Source organism: Zwartia lucis (assembly GCF_965234455.1).
GTDB lineage: Bacteria > Pseudomonadota > Gammaproteobacteria > Burkholderiales > Burkholderiaceae_B > Zwartia > Zwartia lucis.
Genome location: NZ_OZ248473.1, coordinates 561425 through 575266 on the forward strand (window position 1 = coordinate 561425; position 13842 = coordinate 575266).

The window sequence follows — 13842 nt, forward strand, 5'->3', positions numbered from 1 at the left end:
TGTCACGCAGATAAGGTAGTGAGGGATCTGCTTGGAGCTTGATGTCTGAATGATTGGACGTACACGTGTGATGCCCTCGGTCGATCTGGATGTAGGCTATCCCGCTCGGCGACCGACTGTCATCAAGATACAGCTGCGTGATGGACGCAGGCTTGTCCAGTCTTTGGGTCAGTGGCTGAGCAGATTGAGGAAATGGTTTTTTCACTCGATCAACATACCAATATTGACATATTGGCGCAATTACTTCGCGTCTCTGTCGCGAATGAGGGGGTTTCTACATGATGTTATCCGAGCAAAATGGAAACCTGCCTGATTATGAAATTATTGCGTTGAAGTACGCGAGTAGGCCGGCTTTGCGTGCTGCGAATTTTGGTGGCGGAGATCCGCATGATGGTCCGATGCCTTTGGATTATTACGTGTGGGTTGTACGAAACAAAGACGATTTTTTTTTGATTGATACGGGATTCGCCGAAGACATGGCGATCAAGCGTCACCGCACTTTGCATCGAACCCCCATGGAGGCGCTTAGTCTGATTGGTATTACACCGGAGAGGATCAAGGATATCGTCATTACTCATCTTCATAATGACCACATCGGGACCTTTGACGCCTATCCAAATGCAAGATTTCATCTTCAGGACTCAGAGGTTGAGTTTGCGACGGGTCGTCATATGGCATGTGTGTTGCATAGCCGGCCCTACGAGGTCGATCATGTCGCTGGAGTCGTGAGGCTTGTCTACAAAGATCGCGTGGTCTTTCACAACGGTGACGGGGTGATCGCCCCTGGCTTGAGTGTGCATCGCGTGGGGGGACATACAGCAGGCATGCAAGTGGTGCGTGTGCACACTGCCAGAGGCTGGGTTGTTCTAGCTTCTGACGCAAGTCATTTTTATGAGCACTTTGTGACCAGGCGGTTCTTTCCGCTTGTCTTTCATGTCGGTGAGGTGATGCAAGGCTATCAGCTGTTACATACTCTCGCCGAGTCGCAGGATCACATTATTCCAGGTCATGACCCGTTGGTGATGGATTTATATCCAACCTGTTCTAAAGCGCTTGAAAACATCGCCGTGCGTCTTGATCTGCCTCCCAAGGCCTCCATCGCGGAAACCTTGGCAGCAAGAAAATTTTAACGATCCCAGTCCGGATTGTCAGTGATGTATTGTTTTAGAAAATCAATAAAGACGCGGACCTTTGCGGACAAATGCCGATTGGGTAGATAGACCACGGATACCGGCGGTCCGATGGCGCGGTAGTCATTGAGAATGGTTCGAAGCTTTCCGGTCCTGATTGCTTGACCTGCAATAAAGTTGCTAATCATGACGATGCCGACCCCGGAGCACGCCGCCTCCAGAAGGGATTCGGCATTGTTGATGTTGAGGCGGCCCGAGACGGTCTTGCTGAAAGTGTGCGTGCCCTTTTGAAAGTGCCACTCTCGATATCGACCTGAGTTCATCATCACATAAGAGAGGCAATGATGCTGATCGAGATCGTCCGGTGTTTGAGGCTCTCCACGCTTTGCCAGATACTCTGGTGAGGCGCACGCGACGAACTGCAAATGACAGAGATGTCGGGCGATGAGGCGATTGTCTGCAGGCTCTCCAATCAATACCGTTGCATCAATGCCCTCGTAGGCTAAGTCCACGCTTCGGTCGCTGAGCTCTGCGTCGACAATCAGATCCGGGTAAAGGTCGATGAATTTGCTCAGAGCCGGAACGATGACTTGTCTTCCAAAGCCTACCGGAAGATGAATCCGCAGTCGACCGTTTGGCGTCGATGTCGCTCGACTCAAGGTATTTTCGGCATTTTCAATATCCAACAGAATCTGTTGGCATTGCTCGAAAAATCGTGTGCCCTCGTTTGTCAGGCTCACAGAGCGTGTGGTGCGGTGCAGCAGTTTGACCCCAAGCTCTGACTCTAGCCTCGTAATCGCCTTACTGACGGCCGAGGAAGTGAGACTGAGTCTGTTTGCTGCAACCGTAAAGCTTTTTGTTTCCGCTACGCGAAAAAAAACACGTAGCGCATTAAGGTTCTCCACTTTTGCTTGCCTCTTTATGCCATTATTTGTGAATTTATTTCAATAGTATTCTGAATTTTTGCCGATTGATCGTTTTTTTATAAGCTATTAGAGTCTAAGGAGATGAGGAAAGATCGTCAAGGCAGTCCGGAGATTATTGAAAATGCTGATACAGCAACCAGGCAAAATCGGAAGCGTGCGGATTAAAAATCGCATTGCTATGGCACCGATGGGAACGAATTACAGCACGACAGACGGGCTTTCAACTGAGAGAGATAAGCAGTACTACGCTGAGCGTGCGAAGGGCGGCGTTGGAATGATTATGACCGAAGCAATGGTCGTGACAGCTCAGGCTCGACCCCATCACAATTCATTGTGTTGCTATCACGACAGGTTCATCCCTGGTCTGGCCAGTTTGGTCGAAGCGATCAAGGAACATGACTGTGCGGTGTTTGGGCAACTCAATCATCGGGGTGCCTTACTGCGTCGTTCAGTCCTAAATATGGAACCTGTGGGGCCGTCACCTTGGCACAATCCAAATACAGGTGACGCAGTCCGACCTCTCACTATTCCTGAGATACGCGAGATTCAGAAGCTATTTGTGACTGCTGCAAAACGTCTGTGGATCGCAGGTTATGACGGTGTCGAAGTGCATGCCGCGAATGGTTATTTATTTCAACAGTTTTTTACGCCTCGCTTGAATCATCGAACAGATCAGTATGGCGGCTCTATTGATAATCGAATGCGTTTGTTGTTGGAAACAATCGATCAGTTAAAAGATGCGATTCCCGAGCTTAGTTTGATTGTGCGCTTAAGTGTGAGCGAATTTATCGAAGGGGGATATTCCACGGAAGAGGCGGTTCATTTAGCTAAAACGCTGGAGCAATACGGGGTGGATGCAATTGATTTGTCAGGGGGTAGCAATGAGAGTCCTCAGCTATCAAAGTACTGTATCCAGCCCCCGTCCTTTGCGCGCTCATTTTTGGTTGATTTGGCTAAGCCGTTCAAGCAGGTGCTCAAGATCCCTGTCATGGTGGCTGGTCGTATTGTCGATCCCGCGGATGCGGAGAGGATGCTGCAAGAGGGAAGTGCGGATTTTGTCTCTGTAGGGCGTGCCCTGTATGCCGATCCCCACTGGTGCAAAAAAGCGTTTGGACAGTTAAACGTACCGATCCGCTCCTGCATTGCCTGTAATGTATGTTTTGAAAGATTGACGCTCGAGAAAGATGTATCTTGCGTACAAAATCCAATGATCGGCACAGAGTTTGAAGCGCTTGAGTTTGCAGAACCACAGTTATTCAACACACATCGTGCGAAGTCTGCACGCGTGTTGGTGTTAGGTGCTGGAGTATCAGGTATCGAAGCCGCGCGCGTGCTCGCCGCACGAGGGCACGAGGTTGAAGTTTGGGAAAGCGCCAACCGTCCAGGCGGTCAGATTCATCTCGCAGCCGCTGCACCAGACAAGACTGAAGTATGGCCAGTCTGGACCTATCGCTGGGAGTCGATACAAGCGCTTGGTGTGCCTGTACGTCTTGGTACTCAAGCAACTGAGGCTGGGATTAAGGCTTACAACCCTGATTTCATCGTGGTGGCAACGGGAGCGAGTCCTGCTCCGCCACCGATCAAGGTCGATACGCTGGATCGCAGCGTCAAGGTCATTCATGCATGGGACGCGCTTAGCATGCTTGAACAGTTCACGCCTGAGCATACGGTTACGATCATTGGCGGCGGCATGGTGGGGGCTGAAGTCGCGGATAGTTTGCGAATCATCGGGTGTGAAATCAACCTCCTGGAAATGCAGCCCACGATTGCAAATGGCATGGCGAGAAACAATCGATTCGAGTTGATCGAGCGACTTCAGGCGGATGGCGTCAATATTGTCACGGGCTGCCATATCGATAGCCTTGTGGATAAGTACTGCAACGTAACTTTGTCGGATGGAAAAAAGGACAAACTCGAGATCGGTCAGTACTTAGTCTTTGCGACGGGACCACGTCCAAATTTAGATGTGATGGACGTTGTGACGCATTCTGGTGTCGCTCATGCACGTATCGGCGATTGCAATGTGCCAGGCGATTTTTTAACAGGGATCAGGGATGCGGGAATGGTGGCGATGAGCGTTGACAATTACGCACGTCGTCAGGTATTTGACAATGTTTTAAAAGTATAGGGATCGAGATGGTGGATCAAAGTCAAAAAATTACTCAAGATATATATGAAGTTTTTGCGATTCGATATGCAACGCGGAATGCAAAACGTACTAATCATTTCATTGGTGGCGATCCACACGATGCACCGATGCCAATGGATTATTACGTGTGGCTGATTCGCAATCATGAACGCACGATCGTTGTCGATACTGGTTTTGGTCCAGAGGTGGCAGCAAAGCGCGGACGAACCTTTTTACGGCAGCCTCGCGAGGGACTGGCTCTTCTTGGCGTCGATGCAGACACTGTCAAAGATGTCGTGATTACCCATTTGCACTACGACCATGTCGGAACGTTTACTGACTTTGCTGTCGCAAAATTTCATTTGCAGGATGATGAAATGTCTTACGCGACCGGCCGTCATATGCGCTATCGTCAATTCAATCATGGCTATGAGGTCGATGAGGTTGTTGGTATGGTGCGGATGGTTTATAAAGACCGCGTGATCTTTCACAAAGGTGATGAAGTCATCGCTCCTGGCGTTTCACTGCATCGCATAGGGGGACATACGCACGGTCTCCAGTGCGTGCGGGTCAAGACACAGCGCGGCTGGGTTGTGCTGGCCTCGGATGCAAGCCATTACTACGAGCATTTCGAAGAAAAAAGGCTCTTCACCACAATGTTTAATTTAGGTGAGGCCATGGAGGGTTACGAAACACTTCGCCAGTTGGCAGATTCGCCCGAACACATTATTCCAGGTCATGATCCTTTGGTTATGACGCGATACCCAGCAGAAAGCGAGTCGTTGAAAGGAGTGGTTGTACGTTTGGATGTTGCACCTATTGCGTCTGAAAAGTGATCGGACGCCAAACAAGTCTAATTATTCAGGAGAAATAAAATGAAAATAAAAAATGTATTAATGGCAGTAGTCGCAGGTCTATTTGTTCAGGCTCCCGTCCTTGCACAAACCTATCCAAATAAGCCTATTCGTATGCTTGTGGCATTTCCTGCAGGTGGGAGTGCGGATATCGTGGCAAGACAGGTCGTGGAGGAGGTCAGCAAGTCCACAGGTATGAACTTCATTATTGAAAACCGTACAGGCGCGGGTGGCAATATCGCCTTTGAGGCGATCACAAAAGCTGATCCTGACGGCTATACCTTGTTGTTCAGTACGCCGGGACTTGCGATTAACCAAAGCCTCTATACCAAGGTGAATTACAAAGCTAATGATGTCACAGCGATTTCACTCGTGGGCGAAGCGCCCTTGCTGTTAATGGTTCGCCCATCACTTCCCGCCAAAACAGTACAGGAGTTGGTTGCGGCAAGTAAGGCTTCGCCCGATGCGATTCGTTTTGGGAGCGCCGGTAGCGGAAGTTCCTCTCATTTAGCAGGCGAGGTATTTCGCGATTTGTCTGGGATGCAATATCTGCACGTACCATATCGTGGGGGTGGTCCAGTTTTTGTAGATATTGTGGGTAATCGAGTCGACATGACCTTTTTACCGATCGCTGAAAGTCTGCCCTATGTTGTAGATAATCGCCTGCGTGCAATCGGCCAGACAGGCACGAAACGTGCCTCGATCGCACCAAATATCCCGACTCTTGCTGAACTTGGTGTCAAAGGCTATTCAGTCAGCACGTGGTACATGCTGGTGGGGCCACCAAAGCTACCTAAAAATGTCGTCGATACGCTTTACAAAAATTTCAGTGCTGCTTTAAATCAGCCTGAGCTTCGTAAAAAATTAGATGATCGAGGTGTCACGATTTTGAATGAAGATCCCGCTAAGACTACCGCGTTTTTAAAAGCGGAAACAGAAAGCTGGGCCAAGATAATCAAGTCCGCCAATATCAAAGTGGACTAAGCCTTAAAGGAAATGATGCATGAGTAGCTCGAAACCACCCCTGCTCGAAAACGCCACACGTGATCTGGCAAAGTTTGCGGTAGATATCCGCTTTGAATCGATTCCAAAAGAGGTGATTGATCGATTGAAAACGAGTGTGCTGGACAGCATTGGTTGCTGTCTGTTTGGTGCGACGCTACCTTGGACACAACGTGTTCAAGCCATGGTGGAGCGGGAAGGGGCAAGACCCGTGGCAGCAATATTTGGCACGGGTCGTCAATCTTCCATCGCGGGGGCCGTGCTCGTCAATGCGACGGCCGGCCATGCCTTTGAGTTAGATGATATTCATAAAGAGTCGATTGTTCATCCCGGTTCGATTGCATTACCAGTTGCTTTGGCGTTTGCGCAGGAGCAGTCTGGTCGCAGTGGACGAGATGTGTTGACTGCGATGGCGGCAGGCTATGAAATTGGTGTCCGCGTGGGTAATGCAGCAACGATGTCCTTGTTCTTTAGGGGCTTTCATCCACAAGGAACCTCTGGTGTCTTTGTTGCAGCCGCGACGGCAGGTCATATGCTTGGGCTTAATGCCTTGCAGATGCAGCATGCGTTAGGTATCGTTGGATCTCAGGCAGGTGGGCTGATGGCGGCTCAAGAGGGAGCCATGGTTAAGCGTTTTCATTCTGGGCGCGCAGCACAAAGTGGCGTGTATTCTGCACAACTTGCTTCAGATGGTTTTACAGGTATTTTGGATGTGCTTGAGGCAAGCTACGGTGGCTATCTCAGCTCATACTCCGAGACACCTAACGCTGCGAGGCTGACGGACGACTTAGGGTCCGTATGGGAGACAGGAAAGATTGGTTATAAGCCTCATGCAAGCGTCACGAGTATTCATGCGGCATTAGATGCACTCGTGCATCTGATGAAAACGCACACTTTACAGCCAGAGGATATCGCTCAGGTCAAAGTCGGTGTGAGTCATATGACGTATGTGCATTGCGCCTGGGATTACAAGGCCCAAGGCGTCACCGCTGCACAGATGAATCTGTATTACGGCTTGGCAGTCGTGGCTTACGATGGTGTGGCCTTTGTCAGGCAGTATCGAGAGGATCGTTTGACTGATCCGAAATTGCTGGACTTTATTACGCGTATCACTGCTTATGATGATCCTGAGATTAATGCGATGGGTGCGGCATTCCGTCACGCTGCACGTGTTTCAGTGACAACAAGGAGCGGAGCCACGCATAGTCATGAGATTCTTAACAGGCGTGGTAGTCCCGAAAATCCGCTCTCAGCCGATGATGTGGAATACAAGTTTCGTAACGTCGTTGAGTCATGCTTGAGTCCTTCGCAGATCAATCATGTCGTCGATCTAGTGGATGAGATGGACAGGAAAAATAATTTATCCGAACTGATTTCATTGCTTGCTGCGCAGCGGCAAGTTTGATCAATATTTAATTTTAATTGTTAATGATTGGAGACGTAGGACATGAAAAAAGATTCAGCAACCATTTCGGAAATCATCGCCCCACATTATTGTGGAATGACATATGAAAAATTACCTAAGGCCACGATTGAGTCCGTCAAGCATTTGCTGCTTGATTACCTAGGTGTTGCCGTTAGTGGAAGTCAGACTGAGAGTGGGCGTGTTGCGCGCGAATTCGCTGCTAGCACAGGCGGTCATCCTCAGGCGACACTGATTGGTGATGGCCGACGTGTGCCTGCGATGTCAGCGGCATTTGCGAATGCGATTTCTTCACATAGCGTAGAGCTTGATGATATAGATGTTTTGGCGCTGTTTCACTTTAGTCCACCGGTTTACTCCTCTTCGATTGCTGTTGCTCAGCAGGTGAGTGCCAGTGGTCGGGATCTTGTGACAGCTTTAGCTGCCGGTTGTGAAATGATGGAGCGTGTCAGCAAAGCGGCAAATTCGTCTTTACGTAACCGAGGATTTCATACCACACCTACTTGCGGAACCTTTGGTGCAACAGTCGCTGCCGGTCGCCTTCTCAAACTCTCTCCTGAAGTGATGGTGTCTGCGTTAGGTCTGGCAGGTGCCCAGTCTGCGGGCTTAATGGAGATGTATGGCCCATCGATGCAAAAGCGTTTTAATCCAGGTCCTGCTGCACGCAGTGGCATTACAGCAGCTTCGATTGCACAATTAGGCTTTACTGGTGCAGCAACGATATTTGATGGAGAGCGTAGTTTTTTGAATGCGTTTACGGATGAACAGCATCCAGAGCAGTTGACAGCAGACTTAGACAAGCCCTACCAACTTGACATCGAATTCAAACCTTACTCTTGTGCGCGTCCGATTCATAATGCGATTGACTGTGCATTGGAGATTCGTAATAAGCACGCGCCTAAACTGGCGAACATCAAGCACATCAAGATGGCACGTCACCCCGACTGGGCCCACTATCATCAAAATCCAAACCCATCGACCTATCACGAAGCACAAGTCAGTCTTCCTTACTCAGTGGCTGTCGCTCTGAAAGATGGACAGGCTCTTTTTGCTCAATACAACAATGCACGTCTTAAAGAAGATGATTTGATGCGAGTCTCCAATCTCGTTGAATTCGTTGTGGATGCTTCATTGCCAAGAGGTGTTTCTTGTCTAATGACACTGACAACAAACGATGGACAAGTATTTTCATCTCAAGTCGATTATCCAAAGGGCTCGATTCAGAACCCGATGAGTCCTGCTGAGTTACGTGTGAAATTCGATAGTTTGGTGATTCCGACGCTTGGCGAGGAGCGCGCCAAGAAGATTGCCGATACCGTAGCCAATATTGAGGCGTGTTCAGATATTAACCAGTTGATGGCACATCTTGGTTGATCTATTAGTTAAAACGGCATTTTATGCATGTTCATTCTTATCTAAAGGAACATCAAATGACTCAAACACTACGCAGGAATAACAACAGACGACACGTGATGAAAACGGGTCTTTATGGATTTGGTTTGGTGATTGTCACGGCGTGTCTGTTTGGCACGCCCTCGCCATCTTTTGCTCAGGGCAAGTTCCCTTCGCAGCCAATCACAATTGTTGTTGGATTCCCCCCGGGCGGATCCAATGACATTGTCGCGCGCATAATTGCCCCCAAGCTTTCATCCATTTTGGGTGTGCCAGTGATCGTTGAGAATCGTGCAGGTGCCAATGCAACGGTTGGTACGGATTATGTTGTGCGTTCAAAACCTGATGGTTATACCCTGACGCTCGGCAGTGCTAGTCCGCTTGCCATTAGTCCTCATACTTATAAAAACCTTCCCTATACACCGCTTAAGGATTTGGTGACGATCAATACTGTTGCGTCGACTCCTGAAGGTATTGCCGTTCACCCCTCTGTTCCTGCAAAGAATATGGCGGAGTTAGTGGCACTGTCAAAGAAACAAGATATTACGATGGCTTCAGCGGGTGCTGGTGGCCTTCCACATCTTGCAATTGAGTTGCTTAAGAATGAATCTGGCGGTCGTTTTGTACACGTGCCTTATAAAGGTGCGACACCGGCCGTGACGGATACTGTTGGTGGACATGTTAATGGTGTCATTATGGATCTTCCTGTACTCATTCCAATGATCAAGGACGGTCGTCTCCGCGGCTTGGCAGTGGCGGATGTTAATCGTGCCGAATTAACCCCTGATCTCCCAACCACCAAGGAGGTTGGATTACCTGGCGTATTAGCTTTTAATTGGTTTGCACTGATGGCGCCTGTTAAGACGCCTTCGACCATTGTTGAAAGGTTGCATGCGGCAGTTGTCGAAGCGGCCAACAGTCCAGATGTCAAGAAAAGGCTGATCGATGTCGGGATAGCGCCATTGACGCAGTCTTCGGTTAAAGATGCAAATGCGTTTATGCAAAGTGAAACAGAAAAATGGGGCAAAGTCGCAAAGGGAGCAGGAGTCACCGCTGATTAGTTCATTCTTTTTTAATTTTCATAAAGGGGACATCGTGAATAATTTTTGCGTTCGTATGTTGAGTATTTCGCTAGGCTTATTGAGTTTGTTAGGTCTGAATGTTCAGGCTGACACATACCCAAACAAATCTATCAAGCTCGTTGTCCCCTATACGCCCGGTGGTGGCACCGATATTCTCGCACGGATGTTGAGTCGGGACTTATCTAAAGCGCTTGGCGTGACGGTACTGATCGACAATAAGCCAGGTGCAGATGGCATCATCGGTACGGATATTGTGGTGAAGTCTCCTCCAGACGGCTACACACTCCTGATTGATGGAACGAGCCAAGCCTACAATGTGGCTTTTGGAAAAAAACTTCCTTATTTATCATCAAGAGATCTTGAACCTGTCGCTCAGACTGCGATTCAACAAGTTTTATTGGTCGTGAATACCAGTCTTCCGATCAATTCGGTCAAGGAACTCATTGCTTATGCCAAAGCGAATCCTGGAAAATTGAGTTATGGATCTAGTTCAAACGCCAATACGTTGCCGATGGAATTATTAAAGATATCAACGGGTATCGATGTGGTGCATATCCCCTACCGCGGTTCTGGCCCGATGTTGACTGACCTGCTCGGTGGTCAGGTGCAACTTGCAATGAGTGGTGCGGCAGCGCCCTTGCCGCATGTCAAGGCAGGAAAGTTAAGAGTTCTAGGTATTGGCGACTCCGTGCGCTCCTCTTCGCTACCAGAGTTTCCAACGATTGCTGAGGCGGGTGTGCCGGGCTTTCAAACCATTCAGTGGAGTGGCATCTATGCCCCAAAAGGAACGCCTACCCCAATTATAGAAAAGCTCAACCAGGAAATTGTAAAAATTTTAAAAACGCCTGAATTTAAAAAACAATTAGCGGCAGCTGGTTTTGATGAGGTGGTTGGTACCAATACTCCAGAGGCATGGAGAAAATTGGTTGCAGATGAGGTCATCAAGTGGTCTAAGATCGTTGATGAAGCGAAATTGAAACCACAATAATTTTAAATATAAGGATGTTGACGTGGATAACTTCAATAGTGACTGCTGCGTATTTGGCTTTGAGTGGCATTGAAGGTCCTCGACAAATTTTAGAAGCCGAGGACGGAAGTTTTTTTTGCAATGTCAGATACTTCAAGACCCGTGCGGATAGAGCCTTGTAAGCCTCTCCTCTTTATCGCTTTTTTGACTGCATTAATTCAACTGAACATTCGCTTCTCTTGCGACTTTGCCCCATTTGTCTACTTCATCCTTGACATACTTTGAAAACTCAGCGGGTGAACTGCCTACGGGGGTCGCAGAGATCGCGGCAAAGCGATCTTTGATCTCTTGCGTTTTTAGGATCGCGATCGTTGCGTCAGCGAGTTTGTTGATGATGGCGGGCGGTGTACCGGCGGGTGCAAACAGTCCATTCCAGGAGTCGGCTTCGATGCCAGGCATGCCTGCTTCGGCCATGGTGGGGACGTCCGGTAATTGAGCCAAGCGATGACTTCCGGCGACAGCGATCGCACGTACTTTGCCCGATTGAATCGCAGGCATGACGCCGCTGGCGGTTTTAAAACCCATGCCTACGGTTCCACCTATGACATCTGTTAGAGCCGGCGCCGCACCTTTATAGGGAATATGCAAAACGTCGATACCAGCGCGTAGTTTGAGCATTTCACCCGCATGGTGTTGCATGCCACCGGCACCCGAAGACGCGTAGTTCAATTTGCCGGGTCTGGCTTTGACATAAGCGATGAGTTCATCAAGCGTTTTAACAGGCAGATCTGTATTGACGACTAATACGCTCGGCGAGGACATGATCTGAGTGATCGGTGCAAAATCTCGCACCGTGTTGTAGCCGAGATTTTTGTAGATCCCCATGTTGGTGGTGTTGGCGACCGTACCGACTAAGAGCGTATAGCCATCAGGTTTGGCTTTGGCGACAAATTCTGAGCCGATGTTGGAGCCGCCTCCCGGTTTATTTTCAACAATAATGGGCTGACCGAGTTCTTTTTCTAGCTTGGAGGCGATCAGGCGCGCAAAGACATCCGTGGGGCCACCGGCCGCAAAGCTGACAATTAAACGAATAGGCTGGGCAGGGTAGGCGGGCTGGCTGGATGCTGGAGCGGCAAGTAAAGCAACAAAGAAAGCGAAAGAAAGCCCGAGGTACTTCTTTATTTCGACTAAAAAAAAGTGCATGAAGTGACTCCATTTTTTAAGTTATTCTGTTTAGATTAACGGGCAAACAAAAAAAATGATAGAAGAGACATGACGATGAGTGAAAAAATCACGATCGCGCAGTTGTTGGTGCATAAACTTGGGCAAAAGGGCGTTAAAAAAATTTTCGGTCTTCCTGGTGGGGGTTCCTCGCTTGACGTGATCGCTGCCGCCTCTGCTCAAGACATCGAATTCATCCTCACTAAAACTGAAAACGCAGCGGTCATGATGGCGGGTGCGCTTTCTGAGACGACGGGTGTGCCGGGTGTCGCACTTATGACCAAAGGTCCAGGGCTCACCAACAGTGCTAACGGCGTGGCGTATGCGAGTTTGGATCGTGCACCAGTCGTGGTGTTGACAGACGGGTTTACCCCCAAACAGTTGTCCTATATCACGCATCAGGTATTTGATCAGAAAGCGGTCCTGGCACCGATCGTCAAAGCCGTCAGCCGACTCGAGTCTGAAGATCCAGAGGCTGAAATTGAGGCTTTGCTCGCTTTGGCTTGTGCCGGCCCCATGGGACCTGTGCATATTGAGTTGACTTCGGAGACTGCTCGCAAGCTTGTCTCAATGTCTTCTGAAAATCGCGTCAACGCGACGCGGACTAAGCTTCAGACTGACGAGCATGGGGTCTCGCCGACGATACAGCTACAAGAGCTTCAGGCAAGATTAAGACTGGCGCGTCGGCCTATTGTTGTTCTGGGCTTGGAGGCGCGCGCTCATGCAGAGATCATCAGAAAGTTTGTCGATGCGTTGGGTTGTGCCGTACTGACGACGTATAAAGCCAAAGGTGTGATACCTGATTCGGATCCCCGCGTAGTGGGTATCTTTACGGGTGGCTCGCTTGAGCAAGAGGCCATTGCCGCCTCTGATCTGATGATTTTGATCGGCATGGATCCCGTCGAGTTGATCTTGCAGCCTTGGCGCTACGACACTCCCGTGGTGGATATCGCTGCGTGTGTGCATCCCGTCCATTATGTGGTGCCTGAGATACGTGTGGTGGGGGTTTTGACGGATATCCTGCAGACGTTGATAGCGTCGCAGGGCTATGAGCAAGGCGGCTGGAGTGCGTCTGCGCTTGATGCTTTACGCGAAAGTGCGCAAAAGCAGTTGACGTATTCTCCTGTGCAATACGGAGTCGCACCTGATCGGGTTGCGCAATTAGCCGCACTTTGTTGTCGTGAGGCAGGGGTTAAGCCCATGTTTTCGATTGATGCGGGCGCACACATGTTTTCCGTGGCGGGATTTTTTCCTGCGGAGCGTGCGGGGGATGTCCTCATCTCTAATGGCTTGGCGACGATGGCTTTTGCTTTGCCGGCTGCGATTTCAGCCGCGGTGCAAGAGCGAAATACGTCGGTCTTGTGCTTTACCGGGGATGGTGGTTTGATGATGTGTCTCGGTGAGCTCTGCACCGCGGTTGAGCAACAGGCTCAGGTCATCGTGATCGTTTTTAATGATAGTGCCTTATCTCTCATTGATATCAAACAACAGAGTCGTTCGATGAAACCGGAGGGAGTGCGTTGGCGTCACCACGACTTTGCGGCGACGATGGAGGCACTCGGTGGTGTGGGTATCCGCGTCTCGAATGAGCAAGAATTTGTAGAGGGGATGCAACGGGCCCTAGCTTGCGATGGTCCATCATTGCTCGATGTTTCGATCGATCCGTCCGGGTACCCAGAGCAACTCAAGGCAATGCGGGGTTAAATTCAATCTAGGA

Annotated in this window: 11 protein-coding genes; 9 read left to right on the forward strand and 2 right to left on the reverse strand. The window is 49.5% G+C overall.

Annotated features, from left to right (window positions below):
* The first annotated feature begins 278 nt into the window (after positions 1 to 278).
* Complete coding sequence (locus tag AC8GE9_RS09055; RefSeq protein ID WP_506676833.1) at positions 279 to 1130, forward strand: N-acyl homoserine lactonase family protein; 852 nt, start codon at positions 279 to 281, stop codon at positions 1128 to 1130.
* On the opposite strand, the gene AC8GE9_RS09060 is transcribed toward AC8GE9_RS09055, so the two are convergent.
* Positions 1127 to 2035 carry a LysR family transcriptional regulator gene (locus tag AC8GE9_RS09060; RefSeq protein ID WP_506676834.1) on the reverse strand — a complete coding sequence of 303 codons (909 nt, stop codon included), beginning with the start codon at positions 2033 to 2035 and terminating at the stop codon, positions 1127 to 1129. The genes AC8GE9_RS09055 and AC8GE9_RS09060 overlap by 4 nt on opposite strands.
* 142 nt (positions 2036 to 2177) lie before the next feature.
* On the opposite strand from AC8GE9_RS09060, the gene AC8GE9_RS09065 reads away from it, so the two are divergent.
* Genes AC8GE9_RS09065 through AC8GE9_RS09095 form a run of 7 tightly spaced genes read left to right on the forward strand, consistent with a single transcriptional unit; the run spans position 2178 to position 10925 of the window.
* Positions 2178 to 4184, forward strand: coding sequence for an NAD(P)/FAD-dependent oxidoreductase (locus AC8GE9_RS09065; protein ID WP_506676835.1), 2007 nt, complete (start codon positions 2178 to 2180; stop codon positions 4182 to 4184).
* Positions 4185 to 4192: 8 nt separating this feature from the next.
* The gene (locus tag AC8GE9_RS09070) at positions 4193 to 5020 is read left to right on the forward strand and encodes an N-acyl homoserine lactonase family protein (RefSeq protein ID WP_506676836.1); all 828 of its coding nucleotides are present in this window, start codon (positions 4193 to 4195) and stop codon (positions 5018 to 5020) included.
* Positions 5021 to 5059: 39 nt separating this feature from the next.
* Complete coding sequence (locus AC8GE9_RS09075; protein ID WP_506676837.1) at positions 5060 to 6022, forward strand: Bug family tripartite tricarboxylate transporter substrate binding protein; 963 nt, start codon at positions 5060 to 5062, stop codon at positions 6020 to 6022.
* Positions 6023 to 6041: 19 nt separating this feature from the next.
* Entirely contained in the window at positions 6042 to 7445 is a 1404-nt protein-coding gene (locus tag AC8GE9_RS09080; RefSeq protein ID WP_506676838.1) for an MmgE/PrpD family protein, read from the forward strand.
* A 42-nt stretch (positions 7446 to 7487) separates the two neighbouring features.
* On the forward strand, positions 7488 to 8837 hold the full coding sequence (locus AC8GE9_RS09085; RefSeq protein ID WP_506676839.1) for an MmgE/PrpD family protein: 1350 nt from the start codon (positions 7488 to 7490) through the stop codon (positions 8835 to 8837).
* Between the two features lie 56 nt (positions 8838 to 8893).
* Positions 8894 to 9916: a Bug family tripartite tricarboxylate transporter substrate binding protein gene (locus AC8GE9_RS09090; RefSeq protein ID WP_506676840.1), complete on the forward strand. Its 1023-nt coding sequence runs from the start codon at positions 8894 to 8896 to the stop codon at positions 9914 to 9916.
* Positions 9917 to 9950: 34 nt separating this feature from the next.
* Entirely contained in the window at positions 9951 to 10925 is a 975-nt protein-coding gene (locus AC8GE9_RS09095; protein WP_506676841.1) for a Bug family tripartite tricarboxylate transporter substrate binding protein, read from the forward strand.
* A gap of 192 nt (positions 10926 to 11117) precedes the next feature.
* On the opposite strand, the gene AC8GE9_RS09100 is transcribed toward AC8GE9_RS09095, so the two are convergent.
* Positions 11118 to 12107 carry a Bug family tripartite tricarboxylate transporter substrate binding protein gene (locus tag AC8GE9_RS09100; RefSeq protein ID WP_506676842.1) on the reverse strand — a complete coding sequence of 330 codons (990 nt, stop codon included), beginning with the start codon at positions 12105 to 12107 and terminating at the stop codon, positions 11118 to 11120.
* Positions 12108 to 12182: 75 nt separating this feature from the next.
* On the opposite strand from AC8GE9_RS09100, the gene AC8GE9_RS09105 reads away from it, so the two are divergent.
* On the forward strand, positions 12183 to 13829 hold the full coding sequence (locus tag AC8GE9_RS09105; protein ID WP_506676843.1) for a thiamine pyrophosphate-binding protein: 1647 nt from the start codon (positions 12183 to 12185) through the stop codon (positions 13827 to 13829).
* Positions 13830 to 13842 lie beyond the last annotated feature (13 nt).